Source organism: Bacillus sp. B2-WWTP-C-10-Post-4 (genome assembly GCF_009183805.1).
GTDB classification, from domain to species: domain Bacteria; phylum Bacillota; class Bacilli; order Bacillales; family Bacillaceae_G; genus Bacillus_A; species Bacillus_A cereus.
Map to the genome: position 1 here is coordinate 45,587 of NZ_WEII01000011.1, position 16,024 is coordinate 61,610.

Consider the following 16,024-nt stretch of genomic DNA (forward strand, 5'->3'; position numbering starts at 1 on the left):
GTTCTTAGCTGTATTGTAACATGTTATCACTCTATACTCCTACTCGGATGCTTAATTTTACTACTTTCTTCCCCCTACCATACTATTTCATTCTTTTTACATTTTAAATTAGGAACGGGATTTTAAAAGCTTTCGTTTCCGATGATTTTTATTTTTTATCCATTTCTTGAGGTACCGCCAGTATTTTTGAAAAAAACACGCTAAACAAAAAAATATAATAAGCTATCCATATGGATAGCTTATTTACATAATTTTCGTTATTGGAAGACAACTATTTTTATAAATACAAAAGGCAGAAAAGTATATAGATTCTACAAAATATTTTGATTGTGATACATTTACAGAATCTCTTATTTTATAATTAATGTCTTATTATTTTTTGGAGGGAATTCGATGAAAAAGTTTGTTTTGATATTTGGGCCACAAGCAGTTGGGAAAATGACAGTTGGACAAGAACTAGCAAAGATGACTGATTTAAAATTATTTCATAACCATATGACAATTGATTTATTGGAGCCATTGTATGGATTCTCTTCGGAAATGTGGCGATTAACCCATCTTTTCCGAAAGGAAATATTTCAATCATTTTCAAAGAGTGAACATTATGGAATGATTTTTACATACGTATGGGCGTTTAATGAAAAGAAAGATTGGGATGATGTTGAAAGTATATGTAATATTTTTCGTTCCCAAGGGGTTGATATTTATTTTGTTGAATTAGAAGCTGATGTAGAAGAAAGACTTCAACGAAATAAAACACCTCATCGACTTGAACATAAGCCAACGAAAAGAAAGATTGAACAATCTGAACAAAATTTATTAAGCACATTTGAAAATTTTAGATTAAATTCAAGAGAAGGGGAAATTACAGAGAAAAATTATATAAGGATCAATAATACGAATTTAAATGCTACAGAAGTAGCTGAAATTATAAAGAAAGAATTTCAACTATAGTTTTTTTTTAACAAATTAAACAGTTCGGATTTTATGAATATCGTATACATTTCTAATTAACATAACGTCCTATTATCGGTAGCAACAAAAAGGAGGATTCCTTACTCTCAGAAGGAATCCCTTTTTTTATTTTCTATCACTCGATTCATCTTTTTATACATTCCTATCCTGTGATGGGTTTTATGGTTCTCGTTTGTTACTGGATTAGCCAAAAAACGTTATAAAATTTTGTATACTCTTTACTTGTTTTTTCAAAAAAGCTGGCGGTATCCCCCTCTTTAAGTTTATTAAAATACTTTCCACAATTTTTTCCGAAGCTATTACTTAAAATCACCTTTTATTACGATGCCCCCTCCCGCCTTCTCTCCAAAAAGGTAATACTCTCAATCACAACTTCAGTTCTATATATTCTCTTGCCTTGTTCATCATCGTAATTACTAGTCTGAATACGCCCTGTAATCCCAACGAGCGACCCCTTCTTACAATATTCAGCTACATTCTCAGCCGATTTGCGCCAAACGACACAATTAATAAAATCGACTTGTTGTTCACCTAAACTATTTCGAAATCCTCTATTTACCGCAACACATATTCGTGCATAAGCGACGCCTTGTTTTGTGTAGTATAATTCTGGCTCCTTTGTCAATCTACCGATTAATACAACTCGATTCATCATAAGTTATACCACCTCACATGTTTTTCTTCATTGTAAGGAGAAATGTTTGAATGGTAAAAAGCACAAAATGATATATCCGTAAGTAGAAAGTATTATTTGGGACCTTACAAAACAAAAAAAGAAACCATACATAGTTCAAACATGTATAGTTTCAAAATTTATTACACTTCAGTACAAGATATGTAATATCCTCCGCGAGCCATCTTTATTTCAGCACGGTACATTACATTTTCTAAGTAGAAAGTAATCGGTTTAACTTTACTCTCAAATTTTAGTCTTTCATTGCATTCAGCCGCATATCTCTCTATTGCTGAAGTAATGACTTTTGATGATGGATACGTTAAAGCATCATCTAGTTCTATGAAAAAACTTTTAGAAAATAGCTTTTTCATAATCCCTTTCTTCTCTTTCATCATATTCCATCCCCCCTTAACTCAAGTTACCAATATCCATATTATACCATAAAATCAATTTATCTTTAAAAATAAAAAAATCCTGCATTTCTCATGCAGGATTTTTTTATTAGTCATTTTTCGTAAAGTAAGAAACGAAACGAAGAATTTCTAAGTATAACCATACTAATGTAAGCATTAGTCCCATCGCAGTGTACCACTCCATATATTTCGGAGCTTGACTACGTACACCATTTTCGATTAAATCGAAATCTAGTAATAAGTTTAATGCAGCAACTACAATAACAACTGCACTAATAATAATACCGATTGTACCACCTTGGTGAATGTATGGAACAGTTACACCAAACATATTTAGTAGGAATACGACTAAATACATAACCATAATTCCAAGTGTTGCTGCCATAACGCCTGTACGGAATTTATCCGTTACTTTTACTACGCGTGTTGCATATAACACTAACATTGCAAATAGAATTGAGATTGTTAGTAATACAGCATTTAAAACGATAGAATCGCCAAATTTCATTGTATAAACTGCTGAAATACTTCCTAACACAACCCCTTCTACCGCTGCATAGATTGGTGCACCAAAAGGTGAAATACGCGGGAAGAACATAGACGCGAATGCGATGATTGCCGCAACGATTAAAGCACCAATTAATACTGGCATCTTCATCGTCCCCTGCATCATCTGTATGTATGAATAGACAGACGTTGCAAGTAGCAAGATAAGCATAATAAACGTTTTGCCTACTGTTCCGCCAATCGTCATCGCAGAAGCGCTTGCTCCCTCTTTACGGAATGCCTCTTTTTTCAACATTGGATTAGATGTTCTCATTTTTTCCCTCCTAAAATAGGTTCTACCAATAGTGTAAAGTTTTTCTCTTTACTTTTCAATATATGCAGCTTGTTTTTATTTTAATCCTTCAACGATGTCTGATAGTTCACTCCATCTTTCCATCTTTTTTTCTAGCTCTTCTTCTGTTTTCTGCTGTGCTTCAGATAATTCTTGTGCCTTTGTGAAGTCAGATCCAACTTTCGCAAGTTCTTCTCCAATTGACTCAATTTTTTCTTCAAGTTCGGCAATTGTATCTTCAATCGTTTCCCATTCACGCTGCTCATTGTATGAAAGTTTACGTTTACGTTGTTGTTTTGGAGCTTCTTCTACTACTTTTTTCTCTTTTTGAACTTCCGCTTTCTCCATAAGTTCTCTCGTTTTTTCCATTTCTAAATAATCTGTATAACTACCTAGAAACTCACGCACTTCGCCTCCGCCAGTAAAGATGAACAGTTCATCTACTACTTTATCTAAGAAGTAACGGTCATGCGATACAGTTAAAACGACACCTGGGAAATCCTCTAAATAATCTTCTAGTACTGTTAATGTTTGTGTATCTAGATCATTCGTAGGTTCATCAAGTAAAAGTACGTTTGGTTCTCCCATTAAAATACGTAATAAATATAAACGTCTTCTTTCACCACCAGATAGTTTACCAAGTGGTGTACCATGTGAATGCGTCGGGAATAAGAAACGTTCTAACATTTGAGATGCACCAATTACTTTTCCATCTGTCGTATGAATAACTTCTGCAATCTCTTTAATGTATTCAATCATACGCTGATTTAAATTCATCTCTTCATTTTCTTGCGTATAATAAGCAACTTTTACAGTTTGTCCTACTTCCACTTCACCACTATCAGGAGATAACTTACCTGCAAGCATATTTAATAGGGAAGATTTCCCGCTTCCATTCGCCCCAATAATTCCGATACGATCACCCGGTTTCACAATATGATTAAAATTATGTAATACCGTCTTATCGCCAAATTTTTTCGTTACATCTTTTAACTCAAGTACTTTCTTTCCTAGACGACTTCCGCTTAGTGCAATATCAACTGACTGTTTTGCAGCTGGTCCTTCTTGTGCCTTTAGCTCATCAAAACGCTGAATACGCGCCTTTTGTTTCGTAGAACGGGCTTTTGCACCACGACGAATCCAAGCAAGTTCACGACGATATAAATTTTGGCGTTTCGATTCTTGTGCCAATTCTTGCTCTTCACGAAGTGCTTTCGCTTCTAAAAATGTACTATAGTTTCCTTCGTAGCTATATAATTTACCATTATCTAATTCAAAAATACGGTTCGTCACACGATCTAAGAAATAACGATCATGGGTTACAAGTAATACCGAACCTGTATATCTCGCTAAATATTCTTCTAACCATTCAACTGTCTCATGGTCAAGATGGTTCGTAGGCTCGTCTAAAATTAATAAATCAGGTGTTTCAATAAAACATTGTGCCATTGCGATACGTTTTTTCTGTCCACCAGATAAGTTCCCAACAATTGCAGTGAAGTCCGTAATTCCTAATTTCGTTAAAAGAGATTTCGCATTTGCATTTGCTTCCCATGCACTCATTGCATCCATACGTTGCTGCACTGCAAATAATTGTTCCTGTACTTTTTCATTACTTGGATCTTTTTCAATATTTAATAGTGCTTTTTCATAATCACGAAGAAGACGAATTAAAGGTGTATCACCATGGAACACTTGCTCTAATACTGTCAGTTTTTCATCAAACTCTGGTTGCTGTGATAAATAACTAATTGTATACCCACGTGAATGCGTCATATCACCTGTATCAGGAGTTTCTAATCCTGCAATAATTTTTAATAATGTCGATTTACCAGTTCCGTTTACACCAATAATTCCGACACGTTGTCCTTCTGTAATACTACATGATAATCCATCAAATAACGGCTTTTCCCCATATGATTTTGATAAGTTCTCCACAGTTAACATTTTCATATTTGTGCATTCCACTCTTTCATAAATTGTTCAATAAACTGTTCCATATAACGATGACGAATTTCAGCCTCTTGTTTTGCTGCATTCGTATTCATTAAATCTTTTAATTTCAAAAGTTTTTCATAAAAATGATTTAAAGATGGATCATTATTTTTTCTATATTCTTCTTTCGTCATTTCTTCACGCGGCGGAATAGTTGGGTCATACATTAATCTCCCTTTCGCCCCACCATATGCAAATGTACGAGCAATTCCTATTGCACCAAGAGCATCTAAACGATCCGCATCTTGAACAATTTTCCCTTCAAGTGACTCTACTGTGCCGCCATGGCCACCTTTATAAGACATATTGGCGATGATATGAAGAATATGTTTACTTTCCTCTTCTTCAACCCGTAGCTCTTCTAACCAATCAGAAACTTTTTTCATTCCTGCTTCTTCACTTTCATTTAGCTTTTCATCTGCCACATCGTGAAGTAATGCTGCCATTTCAATTATAAAACGATTTCCACCTTCTTGCTCAGATAAAGAAATCGCCATTTTATGTACACGTTCAATATGATACCAATCATGCCCACTCGCATCTTTTTCTAAAATATGTTTTACAAAAGTAATTGTTTTTTGAATTTTTTCTTGTTTTGTCATTTTATCTTCACCCAGTTACTTATTGTAACACGCCCGCATTTTTTCATCACATATTTTCTTGTCCGCCCATACACTAGGTGGTAGGCATCATCATGAAGGAGGAATAAACATGTTCTATAATAATCAACCGCCTTATCCAAGGCAACCATTGTATCCTCAACAACAAGAACAGAGATACACAGAACAATACGAAGAACAAGAGTTACAACAGCAAGAGCCACAATATGACGAAAACCCATATGCAACAACGCAAAACCAAGAAACTGAATTTCAACAAAATCCATATGACACACGTCCAAATTATGAATATCCTCAAAATCCATATGCAGCACTACAAAATCAAGAACAGCGATATCCTCAAAATCCATATGTAATACCACAAAACCAAGAACAACAATATCAACAAAATCCATATGCAGCACCACAAAACCAAGAACAACAATATCAACAAAATCCATATGCAGCACCACAAAACCAAGAACAACAATATCAACAAAATCAACAAAATCCATATGTAGCACCACAAAACCAAGAACAACAATATCCTCAAAATCCATATGTAGCACCACAAAACCCATACACAACTCAACCACAACAACCGCAATACCAACAACAAATGTATCAACCAAACTACGACGCACGTGTCTCACCACCTAAACCACCAACAATAGATCCAACTCAACCACAAATTTTACCGCCTGGACCAACACTAGACATTACACAACCACAAATATTGCCACCTGGACCAATTACTGAACCAACACAACAACAAATTCAACAAGTTGTCGGTACACAGTTTTTACCTTTCAAGAAACCCGTACTAGATTTCGTAAAACCATGGGTAGATTACGGTTTAAATGAAGCAAAACATACATCACATGAACACGCATTAACAGAAGTTGCTGCGATTATGTTTTTAGTTGGTAAAGGCTTCAATCCGACGATCGCACATTATATCGTTGAATCTTGGGAGAAGAATGAACAGTTTTAGAATTGTTTATTTGATAAAATATAAAAAACACAAAAGTGCCAAACCCCTTATACCACAAGGGTTTTGGCACTTTTTAATATATAAAACAAATTTTATTGAAATAATTATTTTTATAGATTTTCATACTTTTTTATATAGTACGTGAACATATACAGTACAAAATTACACCTTTGTATACACATTTTTAGAAACATCTTACGTTTATCAAACAATAACCAAAAGACGTACCTGCAACCTCATCATATAAATAATAGATATTAAAAAGAGGACACTATAAGCGCCCTCTTCCTTAGGTTTTAAATATGTTCTCCATGATCCATAAACACTTCAATTGCTTCGTTTTGTGGTATGTCTTTTACATTAGTAAGACCAAAAGTAAAAACAGCGGATAACATCATCATTAATAAGATTGCTTTTTTCATTTTAGCGCCCTTCTTTCTATGCTCTTTTTGTCTGCATCTAAAGCGATGTGCAAATACTTGCTTGCTTTTCTGTGATTTTCTGAACCATAGAATCTTTCACCTAAAAGAGAAGCATATTCTTTTACCCAATCATATAATTCTTCTTTTTCAAAATACGAAATACCTTCTATAACCACATTTTCTAATTCTTCTTGCGGTACATAGTTATGTACTGCTTTTAAAATTCGGAAATGATGACGATAACATAAGTCGCTAATCTTATAGCCATTCTCAATATATTCATTAGCGATATGACTATAACCTAACTTAAAATGTTCTCTTGCTAAAAGAAACATAGTTTTAGCGTTATTTTCTAATGAATCCTCTAAGTGTTTAATTGCTAACTCTGGCATGTTTTGACTTGCGTATAAAAGTCCTAAATTATGCTTAACTCGTTTAATAAGAAGTTCATCATTAGATTTTTGGAAGGTACCTAGTGCTGAAAGTAAATATTCCTCTGCACTTTCGAATTCATTTAGTCGAATGTGTGCCATTCCTAAAGTATTTAAGCATGCTGCAGTTTTTAATTCATACCCTGGACTAATTGAAAATACTTCATTCGCCTTTGTAGCAAATTGAACTGCTAGGATTGGTTTTAATACGTGATAGTAATGGACTGCAAGCCAATAATTAAATTCAGCTTTTTCAATTTCATCATGCATGTACTCTAAAAACGTTTCAGCTTTTTCAAATTGCATTCTTGCTTCACTATGGTTTGCTTTATTAATAGCGTAAATTGCTTTAAATAAATGATGATAGTACTCTAAAAATGTTTCTGTAGACTCTGGTAAAGGCTCGATTTTGTCCAGAATATCTTTTGTACTATCCATATCCCGAATTAGCAGTTTATACCGGGCATTCAATAAAGCGTAGTAGACTAATATTGTTTGGTCTTCCTTAATATTATTGATTTTATTTGCAATATCTTCTTTTATTTTCTGAGACTGTAATACACGTTGTGAAATCATAGCTTGATACCATTCGTTTAATAATTTTGTGATTTCTTCTTTAGAAATAATGTCAACACTCATCTACTTCTACCCCCTTTTGTTAAATGTTATCATGACATGCTTGTTTGCATAAATAAGTTTTTGAATATTCTAACTTGAAAAAATTATTTTTGAATATTCATGTTAACAAAATGGTCCCTTTTCAAACCTTAAAAAAGAACACATGTTTGTAGCGGAGTTAAAAAAACAAAAGTGAGGTATTACATCATGGAATATAACAGCTTTCCTGTAGTACGTGGAAGAGGTATGGTGAAATGGAATCCATTTGCTTCAATACCGGAGCAATACGAGGAAATACATAGAATGTTTGAGGAACAATATAAAGTACCTAAACCTTTTTTAACACAAGATACTATGGAACGAATAGAAAGAGCGTTAATGCAATCTTTTCATGAGGAAGAAGAAATACATATCTCATACTATCGTGATGGAATGGTGCAAGACATGTACATAAATGTATTACATATTGAACCGATGACGAAAACTATATATTGTACAGATGCCTTTGGTTTGAATACTAAGTTTAAGTTTGATGAATTGGTGAATATAAATTAAAAGAAGCCGCCCGACAGGACTGAAGTGCACCCCAATTGTTAGACACAGCCTAACAATTGGGGTGCACTTCACATATATAGGTGGCTTTTGTACGACAAAAAAAAAGAGCTCTGCTATACAGCAGAGCAAAAGAAAAATATATAACCCTATAAAAATAATACAAATTATTGATACTTTCAAAAGACGAAATTTAAATTTCCATCACAATAATAGCTATGTTTAAGTATGAAACATTCTACCTTCACTATAGCTATGAATATTCTTATTTTAGAATTCCATAGTATCCAAATAGCTCTTTGAGAAATACCTCAATACCGAACTTCTTCAAAGAATCTTTTCTTTGTTCAAAGAGAAGTTCTAAAACTTTTTTCTTATCTTTGTCTCTTCCATAATGAATCAACCTATGACAGTTCGGACATATACTAACTATATTTCCAACAACATCTAAACTATTTTCAAAATCAATTCATTTATACGATTAATTGTGTAAGAATTATGATGTGTGATTTCTCCTAATTCCTTGTACTGCCTTACGTTTTTTTTCCATTTCACAATTACAACATTATTTTTTTGTAACTGTTTAAATTGCTCTTGTGTTTCAAAGTTTACAAAATTCATATCAATTCCCCTTTGTATGAAAATGAAATTTCTATAATAAAACTTTATAAGCTTTATATATCCATTCTTCATCTTTGTCTTCTTCCACATAAAAGATTTCTATTTTTATTTCCATACCATTTTCCATTAAAACGTGCGCTTCATATTTCCCATCTACATAACTAGCACAATCAATATTGTCTGCTACTATTTCTCTCCATTTATCAGGTAAACTATCATAAAAACGTTCAATGGCCGCTACTAAAACTAAATCTTCTAAATGAGCAGTTTTAGGGTTGTTTATTTTTAAAAACATCAAAAATGCCAAATCCCTTATATCACAAAGGATTTGGCATTTTTAAGTATCTAGAACACGCGCTAAATTTAAGGAGAAATTAACAGACATGAGTCCGGTATAATGCCGTGTCCACACCCAAGGATCGGTTACATAAAATAACGTATCTAACCTGGGAAGTCTATTAGCTTTTTCCCTTATAGTAACGCTCTCTTCTACTAAGACCTTTTCTTTCTAGGGCCAACAATTAATTTAATCGCTGTTCTCTCTTCATTATTGATAGAAATCTCTTGAAACGCTGGAACAAAAGCTAAGTCAATACCACTTGGAGCGACGAACCCTCTTGCAATCGCAATTGCTTTAATCGCTTGATTTATAGCTCCAGCCCCAATCGCTTGAATTTCCACATTACCACTTGTTCTTAGTACTCCTGCTATTGCACCCGCGACTGAATTTGGGCTTGATTTTGAAGATACCTTTAATATATTTTCCATGTAAGTTGCTCCCTCTATTATTTAATCTCTCTTTCGTTACAATTTTAAATATTTTAGCGTATCTTTAATTACTATTCACCCCAAAAACAAACGATGCTTCATATGTATATTATTCTATATTTTCTGACTTTTTCCTGCTCAGCTACGCAAATAAAAAATAAACTGAATAACCTAATATAAATATAGCTAAATATTATAACTTCACCAAATAATAACATCCATACAGCTAAAGGTAATATTTCTGTTTTGTCAGACTAAATAAATATAGTAAAGTGAAATTTTCATGAGTGGGGGTTTAATTCATCCCCCACCTAACTTCTTTGCTTTCGCTGAATTTTGAGATGGGAGTCTTACTGCTCGGAAAATAGCGGGATAAACGTTTCCTCGTTACTTCAATCTATTTAGAAATTCCATTTATTTTTCTATCAAATTATAAACCTTATCATCTTCAAAAGGTGTTACAGGTAATACCCAAATACTACACTTCATCATTTGACCACTTTATATTCCAAATCTATTTCCTTTTATAGTACAAGCATACACGCCAATTGTGATTCATCTTCATAAACTACTATGTGGTTTAAATTTATTAAGAATAGGAGGTAATATATTGGGTTCATACTATCATTCTTCAAACTCGTATAAAAAATGCTCATGCAAATCTTCTTCCAGTTCAAATAAAAAATGTTCATGTGACCATTCACATAAACGAAGCTGTCCTGCATACGGAACTTTTTGGCAAACTGAATTTATAACTGTTCCTTTTGGCGATCCTTTTCCATTTAATCACGTTGGACCTTTAGCAGGAGGTGTTTCCTTACTAAACCCTACTACTATACACTTTAGACAAGCTGGTGATTATAGAGTTTCGTTCATTTCCAGTATTAATACTACTTTAAATCCTGTATTTCCACATATCCCAGTCATAACTATATTTTTAAATAACAATCCACTTGCTAATAGTCAAGGTGACTTCGCTATTCAAATGAATACTTCATCAAATAACGAATGTCTTCAACTCGTTGGCGAAACGATTGTTACAGTGCCTGCTAATTCAACTCTTCAACTTAGAAATAATAGTGCTTTTAATCGTCAAAGTATTGTAACTTGTGACAATGGTATAAATTCAGTTGAATTAACAGTTACAAAACTAAGTTAAAATTATTTCTTCACATTCAGATGCTATTTCAGCATCTTTTTTTATTGAATAACAGTTTTTTCAACTTTTATTATCTCTCCCCACATAAAAAAGTGCAGAATTCTTTCTAACACAAGATTTCTGCACTTTTTTATTATACTTATTTATTCTTCCTTATTTCTCTACATAAACCGACTTAACAATCGTACGATTATATGGTTTTCCTTCTTTATTCATCCCTTTTATATCCATCGTAACGTTATATACTCCCGGTTGTTTTATATCTTTCAAAGCACCTGTAAATGTATTCGTATTAACATTTTGTAATTCATTAAATTCAGAGACTAACTTACCTTCTTTATTAACGACTCTTACTGTTATGGAAAGATCCCCTTTCATTTCAGGTGCTACAGGTGATTTTTTCAGTTTATACTCAGGTTTATTTATTTTAACTTTTGTAGGCATTCGAAGAACAAATGGTGCGTCATCCTTGTAATCGCTTACAACTAAATATGCATCTTTCGACTGCTTCGCCATCATTTTGATTTTCCATTCGCCTATTTCTAATTTATCAAACTTAAACGTTCTAATTGTCGCCCCATTAAAAAAAGATTCGCCTTCACCAGTAGTTATAGCGCTATCTTTATTTGCATAGATTTTTCCTTTTGGAGATACCATTTGTACTTCTACATCAGAAGAAGCAGTTAGTACAGAAACTATTCCTTCAGCCTTTTTATCAACAGAAATACTTTGCTCTATCCACTGATTTTGTGGTAATTCGCCTCCTAAAATATTTTGATTTGAAGTTGTATTTAATTGTTCTAGATCTCCATTTGAACTAGTGCTGGATGCTACTAAAGCTGGTAATCCCACATTTGTCGTACGTAAATATGGTTCAATTCGTGCAAAAACAGCTGATCCTTTTCTTATATTGTCATGATCAAATCTGGAATCTGTAAATAAATGTGTACCGTACGATAGCTTCGCACTCCATTCATTTACTAGTCCATCATTTGAACCGTACGATGATAAATATAACCCGCCCATAGATAATGCAGAAAATGTTGGCCCCCAGCTAGTTCCAGTAGCCGTATAGTAACGGTTTAATTTAGCTGCTGGGTTGTTATCTATTATTGAACGAAACTTTGCCATTTCACCTATTTGTAACGAATACGTACCATCATCTTTTTGACCTAATATAGAAGCAAGCCACCCTGCCCACCAACTATATGACAAATCTGCTAAATTTGAGCCGTGATGCGGTGTAGCAAGTGTAATAACATTTCCAACAAATCGATTCGCACCATATTCAACTAATGCGGCTTGTGTATCAATACCACCTTTACTATGCGCTACAATATTAACTTTTTTACCGAAATGATTATATATTTCTTCAAGTTTTTGTGCTAACAACTTTCCGTTATCCCACTGACTAGCCGAACCTTTCCCTGCAGCATCATACAATTGTATAAACACTGTTTGATAGCCTGCTTTTAAAGTATAATCATACATATCATTTATATCATGATATACTGTCTTTCCATACCAACTATCAGCATTACCATTTCTTCCTTGTACAAAGAGAATTGGCGGTTTATTCTCATCATAATTAGCAGGTTTTTGGCCTAAAAACCATTCTCCAGGTGTGAATACTTCTGTATCAGGAAACCCCTTTCCAAGCTCTTTTACAACTTCTGCCTGTACATTTGTGCTAATCGTTGGAGCCATGATAAAAAATACAATTAGTAAGGCCACACATCTTCTCATCAGTCGCATATTACTCCCCCTATTTTTTTGAAAGAAGGTGTTCTTTATAATATTTTATATTTTCCCTTCCTTAATAATAGCTAATCTTTCATTTTTAAAAGATGTTAGCCCTATTTTTAGAAGGTTACTAGTTGTATCCCCTCTTCCTTAACTCTCGTTATTCTCTTTGTTTCTACCTCTTCCTTTTGATAGAATACGACAAAAAAGTTTCTCAATAATTGTTAACTTCGCTACACCCAGATATTTTTTAAATCATTATTGTTTATATAAAGCATACAAATCTTGAAAAAATTTTAGTAAAAAAACATTTTATTACTAGTTAGTTATTTAAAAATATAATAAAGATATGTACTTTCTTTTCATTAAATACAAACTAATTTTAAAGGAGCTTGTATTATAAGACTTTCCTACGATTAAAAATTAAACTGAAATTTCCGAATAGAAAATCATATTTCCAGAAACATATATTATGATAATTTCCGCACACTTGAATTAACTTTTTAGAAGTACTAACCTATCGGTGAGCAGAAGAAAATTCTGTAAAAAGAAAGGAGAATACTTTATGATGACCAAATTACAAAAGGAGTTTTTTAAACGCTTAGAAATTCCTGCAAAAGAAATAACATTTGATGATTTAGATGGAATTCTCTTGAAAATGGGAATGATTCTCCCCTATGAAAATCTTGATATTATGGCTGGTACTATTAAAAATATCTCAAAAGATAACTTAATAGAAAAGTTACTTATTCAAAAACGAGGTGGACTTTGTTATGAATTAAACTCCCTATTGTATTATTTTTTAATTGATTGTGGGTTTCAAGTATACAAAGTAGCCGGTACTGTTTATGACCTTTACGATAATAAATGGAAACCCGATGATGGTCATGTCATTATCATATTAAGTCATGAGGATAAAGATTATGTTGTGGATGCAGGTTTTGCATCTCATCTCCCTTTACATCCAGTCCCTTTTAACGGAGAAGTCATCTCCTCTCAAACAGGAGAATATCGAATTCGTAAGCGAAATACTCGAAAAGGTACGCATATTTTAGAAATGAGAAAAGGAGCTAACGGGGAATCTACAAGTTTCTTACAATCTGAACCTTCAAACGAATGGAAAATAGGCTATGCTTTCACTGTAGATCCAATAGATGAGAAAAAAGTGAATAAGATTCAAAAAGTGATTGTAGAGCATAAAGAATCTCCTTTTAATAAAGGAGCTATCACTTGTAAATTAACTACTTATGGTCACATATCATTAACAAATAAAAATTATACAGAAACCTTTAAAGGCACCAAAAATAAACGACCAATAGAATCTAAAGATTATGCTCGCATTCTTCGTGACTCTTTTGGAATAACGCAAGAGAAATATGTAGGAAAAACACTAGAAAGAGGTTAGTTGACTACAAGTATTTCATAATAAAGCAGATTCTATATTTAGAATCTGCTTTATTTTATATTTTGTTATAAATTAATTTAATTTTGTTGTTACCCTTTAATTTTCAATTATATACTCATCATCATATTTATCGTATTGTAGCCCTTTCCCTATCTTTGACTCCGTAACTTGATCTCTTAAAAACGGTGCAGCATCCATTTTACTAGTTGCAATTTCAATTCCATATTTTTTCGTTAAATGAGCTAACTCTATTAAAAACCACTCTCTTCGCAATGTAACTGGAATATCCAATGTTTTTCTTTTCATATATAATAGCACCTCTTTTATTTTCATAGCTTAAAAATATCACTGGATGCACTTATTAAAACTACCTTTCACCGCTAACATCCAATGAAACATTATAGTATATGCATGTCCATTTCAAACGTGCTATCACAAATATGATATTTAAGTTTACATAATTATATTATGTAATAGTAGAAAAGAAAGGCATGTCCCTTCCCCTTCTACTATAGAGATTTAAATTAAGAACATCTTGGTACACCTAAAGCTAAAAATAAACCTGCTACTCCCGCAGTAATCGGTACTTTTAACGTAATAACATCATCTACCTTCGTTACTAAAAAGTAAGCATTACCTTCTTGTAATATACAAGTTACCAACAATTGAAATTCCATTCAAATCTCCTCCTTTCAATCGATATACTATAATTTATGAAATCTCTTTCAAAAAGTAATAGGAAATATATCCATTTTTCCTTATATATAAAATAAATGTTTATAAGTCTATTAAAAATATTAATTTTCTAAATTTATACAAACCGTGTAATATCCAATAAACTCCTATATAATCAATAAGAAGAATCTTACAAATGGAGGTATGAAAATGTCGATTTTAAGTAATATTGGTGCAGCTTTATTTTTTATTGCTTTTATTCTTTTAATCTTATGTATCATTTCATTCTTTAAGAAAAATGGAAAAGCAAAACAATATGGACGTCCTACCGTTATTCTTTTTATGATTTCTATTATATTAATAACGGCCGGTACAACAAAATCGGAACACCCCGTCGTCGAGTTTTTTTCTACTTTAAGTTTCATTCTATTTATATTCTTCCTTGTTCTAGCAATCTTATCTGTTATTAAGAAAACAGGTGTAGCGAAAAAACAATTTATTATTACAGCTGTATTATTTGTCATTTTTGTTGCGTTATTAGGTATTTCAGCTCCTTCTTCTGAAAAAACGACAGCAACTAGTACAAAAGTTGCCTCTAATAATGAAGAGCCAAAAGATAGCGAACAGAAAAAAGAGCTAGAAAAGAAAGAGGCAGACGAAAAAACTCAAAAGCAAGAAGATGAGAAGCGTCTAGCCGAAGAACAAGCTCGTAAGCAAGAGGATGAAAAACGTCAGGCTGATGAACAAGCTCGTAAACAACAAGAAGAGCAAAAACGTCAGGCTGATGAACAAGCTCGTAAACAACAAGAAGAGCAAAAACGTCAGGCTGATGAACAAGCTCGTAAACAACAAGAAGAGCAAAAACGTCAGGCTGATGAACAAGCTCGTAAACAACAAGAAGAACAAAAAGCACAGCAAGCTCAAACACAACCAGCTAATGGTAATACTGATAGTGCATACTACAAAAATTGTGCTGCAGTTAGAGCAGCTGGGAAAGCTCCTTTACATAAAGGGCAACCAGGTTATAGCTCTCATCTTGATCGTGATGGCGATGGAATTGCATGTGAAAAATAGTAATAAAAAAGAAGCTTTTACTAAGCTTCTTTTTTATTAACGTAAAATATTACCACTTATTACTTT

At 33.0% G+C, this 16,024-nt stretch carries 19 protein-coding genes and 1 pseudogene; 6 read left to right on the forward strand and 14 right to left on the reverse strand.

The features are described from left to right. The first annotated feature begins 393 nt into the window (after positions 1-393). On the forward strand, positions 394-954 hold the full coding sequence (locus GBN78_RS07960) for an AAA family ATPase (RefSeq protein ID WP_000714950.1): 561 nt from the start codon (positions 394-396) through the stop codon (positions 952-954). A 340-nt stretch (positions 955-1,294) separates the two neighbouring features. Here GBN78_RS07960 and GBN78_RS07965 read toward each other — a convergent pair whose 3' ends face one another. The 5 genes from GBN78_RS07965 to GBN78_RS07985 all read right to left on the reverse strand — a co-directional run bounded on the left by GBN78_RS07965 (position 1,295) and on the right by GBN78_RS07985 (position 5,499). Next, the gene (locus GBN78_RS07965) at positions 1,295-1,630 is read right to left on the reverse strand and encodes a single-stranded DNA-binding protein (protein WP_000982014.1); all 336 of its coding nucleotides are present in this window, start codon (positions 1,628-1,630) and stop codon (positions 1,295-1,297) included. Positions 1,631-1,791: 161 nt separating this feature from the next. Further along, positions 1,792-2,046, reverse strand: a complete 255-nt coding sequence (locus tag GBN78_RS07970) for a DUF4318 domain-containing protein (RefSeq protein WP_000975130.1) — start codon at positions 2,044-2,046, stop codon at positions 1,792-1,794. 106 nt (positions 2,047-2,152) lie between these two features. Continuing rightward, a complete protein-coding gene (locus GBN78_RS07975) occupies positions 2,153-2,884 on the reverse strand; it encodes a Bax inhibitor-1/YccA family protein (RefSeq protein ID WP_001260655.1) in 732 nt (243 codons plus the stop codon). Positions 2,885-2,959: 75 nt separating this feature from the next. Next, positions 2,960-4,855, reverse strand: a complete 1,896-nt coding sequence (locus GBN78_RS07980; protein WP_000783169.1) for an ABC-F family ATP-binding cassette domain-containing protein — start codon at positions 4,853-4,855, stop codon at positions 2,960-2,962. Further along, positions 4,852-5,499: an HD domain-containing protein gene (locus GBN78_RS07985; RefSeq protein WP_000165966.1), complete on the reverse strand. Its 648-nt coding sequence runs from the start codon at positions 5,497-5,499 to the stop codon at positions 4,852-4,854. Before GBN78_RS07985 ends, GBN78_RS07980 begins: the two co-directional genes overlap by 4 nt. A 109-nt stretch (positions 5,500-5,608) precedes the next feature. On the opposite strand from GBN78_RS07985, the gene GBN78_RS07990 reads away from it, so the two are divergent. Continuing rightward, complete coding sequence (locus GBN78_RS07990) at positions 5,609-6,490, forward strand: hypothetical protein (protein WP_152127158.1); 882 nt, start codon at positions 5,609-5,611, stop codon at positions 6,488-6,490. A 296-nt stretch (positions 6,491-6,786) separates the two neighbouring features. Here the strand turns inward: GBN78_RS07990 and GBN78_RS07995 are convergent, their stop codons facing one another. Then, a complete protein-coding gene (locus GBN78_RS07995; RefSeq protein ID WP_000709202.1) occupies positions 6,787-6,912 on the reverse strand; it encodes a hypothetical protein in 126 nt (41 codons plus the stop codon). Further along, entirely contained in the window at positions 6,909-7,982 is a 1,074-nt protein-coding gene (locus GBN78_RS08000) for a response regulator aspartate phosphatase (protein WP_000109862.1), read from the reverse strand. Before GBN78_RS08000 ends, GBN78_RS07995 begins: the two co-directional genes overlap by 4 nt. Positions 7,983-8,168: 186 nt before the next feature. Between GBN78_RS08000 and GBN78_RS08005 the strand changes: the two genes are divergently transcribed. After that, complete coding sequence (locus tag GBN78_RS08005; RefSeq protein ID WP_000456233.1) at positions 8,169-8,516, forward strand: YolD-like family protein; 348 nt, start codon at positions 8,169-8,171, stop codon at positions 8,514-8,516. 262 nt (positions 8,517-8,778) lie between these two features. Here the strand turns inward: GBN78_RS08005 and GBN78_RS30975 are convergent. The 4 genes and pseudogenes from GBN78_RS30975 to GBN78_RS08020 all read right to left on the reverse strand — a co-directional run. Continuing rightward, positions 8,779-8,979, reverse strand: a pseudogene (locus tag GBN78_RS30975) (HNH endonuclease); the annotation flags it as partial. Continuing rightward, the gene (locus GBN78_RS30120) at positions 8,961-9,134 is read right to left on the reverse strand and encodes a hypothetical protein (protein ID WP_164876739.1); all 174 of its coding nucleotides are present in this window, start codon (positions 9,132-9,134) and stop codon (positions 8,961-8,963) included. The pseudogene GBN78_RS30975 and the gene GBN78_RS30120, both read right to left, overlap by 19 nt. Positions 9,135-9,165: 31 nt before the next feature. After that, a complete protein-coding gene (locus GBN78_RS08015) occupies positions 9,166-9,429 on the reverse strand; it encodes a hypothetical protein (protein ID WP_000478849.1) in 264 nt (87 codons plus the stop codon). 197 nt (positions 9,430-9,626) lie between these two features. Further along, positions 9,627-9,902 (reverse strand): stage V sporulation protein S, encoded by a 276-nt coding sequence (locus GBN78_RS08020; RefSeq protein ID WP_000427801.1) that lies wholly within the window; start codon positions 9,900-9,902, stop codon positions 9,627-9,629. A 610-nt stretch (positions 9,903-10,512) separates the two neighbouring features. Here GBN78_RS08020 and GBN78_RS08025 point away from each other — a divergent pair. Continuing rightward, positions 10,513-11,061: a preprotein translocase gene (locus tag GBN78_RS08025; protein ID WP_152127160.1), complete on the forward strand. Its 549-nt coding sequence runs from the start codon at positions 10,513-10,515 to the stop codon at positions 11,059-11,061. 153 nt (positions 11,062-11,214) lie between these two features. Here the strand turns inward: GBN78_RS08025 and GBN78_RS08030 are convergent, their stop codons facing one another. Continuing rightward, a complete protein-coding gene (locus GBN78_RS08030; protein ID WP_152127162.1) occupies positions 11,215-12,816 on the reverse strand; it encodes a lipase family alpha/beta hydrolase in 1,602 nt (533 codons plus the stop codon). A 553-nt stretch (positions 12,817-13,369) separates the two neighbouring features. On the opposite strand from GBN78_RS08030, the gene GBN78_RS08035 reads away from it, so the two are divergent. Next, the gene (locus GBN78_RS08035; RefSeq protein WP_000988428.1) at positions 13,370-14,209 is read left to right on the forward strand and encodes an arylamine N-acetyltransferase family protein; all 840 of its coding nucleotides are present in this window, start codon (positions 13,370-13,372) and stop codon (positions 14,207-14,209) included. A 96-nt stretch (positions 14,210-14,305) separates the two neighbouring features. On the opposite strand, the gene GBN78_RS08040 is transcribed toward GBN78_RS08035, so the two are convergent. Both GBN78_RS08040 and exsG read right to left on the reverse strand, forming a co-directional pair. Then, positions 14,306-14,515, reverse strand: a complete 210-nt coding sequence (locus GBN78_RS08040) for a hypothetical protein (RefSeq protein WP_000824207.1) — start codon at positions 14,513-14,515, stop codon at positions 14,306-14,308. 218 nt (positions 14,516-14,733) lie between these two features. Beyond that, positions 14,734-14,886, reverse strand: a complete 153-nt coding sequence (exsG, locus tag GBN78_RS08045) for an exosporium protein ExsG (RefSeq protein WP_000395679.1) — start codon at positions 14,884-14,886, stop codon at positions 14,734-14,736. 208 nt (positions 14,887-15,094) lie between these two features. On the opposite strand from exsG, the gene GBN78_RS08050 reads away from it, so the two are divergent. Next, the gene (locus GBN78_RS08050; protein WP_000025810.1) at positions 15,095-15,958 is read left to right on the forward strand and encodes an excalibur calcium-binding domain-containing protein; all 864 of its coding nucleotides are present in this window, start codon (positions 15,095-15,097) and stop codon (positions 15,956-15,958) included. Positions 15,959-16,024: the final 66 nt, after the last annotated feature.

Excerpts from the sequence above, each read along its gene's own strand:
- GBN78_RS07960 (WP_000714950.1), top strand. The coding sequence starts at position 394 with ATGAAAAAGTTTGTTTTGATATTTGGGCCACAAGCAGTTGGGAAAATG.
- GBN78_RS07965 (WP_000982014.1), bottom strand. The coding sequence starts at position 1,630 with ATGATGAATCGAGTTGTATTAATCGGTAGATTGACAAAGGAGCCAGAA.
- GBN78_RS07970 (WP_000975130.1), bottom strand. The coding sequence starts at position 2,046 with ATGATGAAAGAGAAGAAAGGGATTATGAAAAAGCTATTTTCTAAAAGT.
- GBN78_RS07975 (WP_001260655.1), bottom strand. The coding sequence starts at position 2,884 with ATGAGAACATCTAATCCAATGTTGAAAAAAGAGGCATTCCGTAAAGAG.
- GBN78_RS07980 (WP_000783169.1), bottom strand. The coding sequence starts at position 4,855 with ATGAAAATGTTAACTGTGGAGAACTTATCAAAATCATATGGGGAAAAG.
- GBN78_RS07985 (WP_000165966.1), bottom strand. The coding sequence starts at position 5,499 with ATGACAAAACAAGAAAAAATTCAAAAAACAATTACTTTTGTAAAACAT.
- GBN78_RS07990 (WP_152127158.1), top strand. The coding sequence starts at position 5,609 with ATGTTCTATAATAATCAACCGCCTTATCCAAGGCAACCATTGTATCCT.
- GBN78_RS07995 (WP_000709202.1), bottom strand. The coding sequence starts at position 6,912 with ATGAAAAAAGCAATCTTATTAATGATGATGTTATCCGCTGTTTTTACT.
- GBN78_RS08000 (WP_000109862.1), bottom strand. The coding sequence starts at position 7,982 with ATGAGTGTTGACATTATTTCTAAAGAAGAAATCACAAAATTATTAAAC.
- GBN78_RS08005 (WP_000456233.1), top strand. The coding sequence starts at position 8,169 with ATGGAATATAACAGCTTTCCTGTAGTACGTGGAAGAGGTATGGTGAAA.
- GBN78_RS30120 (WP_164876739.1), bottom strand. The coding sequence starts at position 9,134 with ATGAATTTTGTAAACTTTGAAACACAAGAGCAATTTAAACAGTTACAA.
- GBN78_RS08015 (WP_000478849.1), bottom strand. The coding sequence starts at position 9,429 with ATGTTTTTAAAAATAAACAACCCTAAAACTGCTCATTTAGAAGATTTA.
- GBN78_RS08020 (WP_000427801.1), bottom strand. The coding sequence starts at position 9,902 with ATGGAAAATATATTAAAGGTATCTTCAAAATCAAGCCCAAATTCAGTC.
- GBN78_RS08030 (WP_152127162.1), bottom strand. The coding sequence starts at position 12,816 with ATGCGACTGATGAGAAGATGTGTGGCCTTACTAATTGTATTTTTTATC.
- GBN78_RS08035 (WP_000988428.1), top strand. The coding sequence starts at position 13,370 with ATGATGACCAAATTACAAAAGGAGTTTTTTAAACGCTTAGAAATTCCT.
- GBN78_RS08040 (WP_000824207.1), bottom strand. The coding sequence starts at position 14,515 with ATGAAAAGAAAAACATTGGATATTCCAGTTACATTGCGAAGAGAGTGG.
- exsG (WP_000395679.1), bottom strand. The coding sequence starts at position 14,886 with ATGGAATTTCAATTGTTGGTAACTTGTATATTACAAGAAGGTAATGCT.
- GBN78_RS08050 (WP_000025810.1), top strand. The coding sequence starts at position 15,095 with ATGTCGATTTTAAGTAATATTGGTGCAGCTTTATTTTTTATTGCTTTT.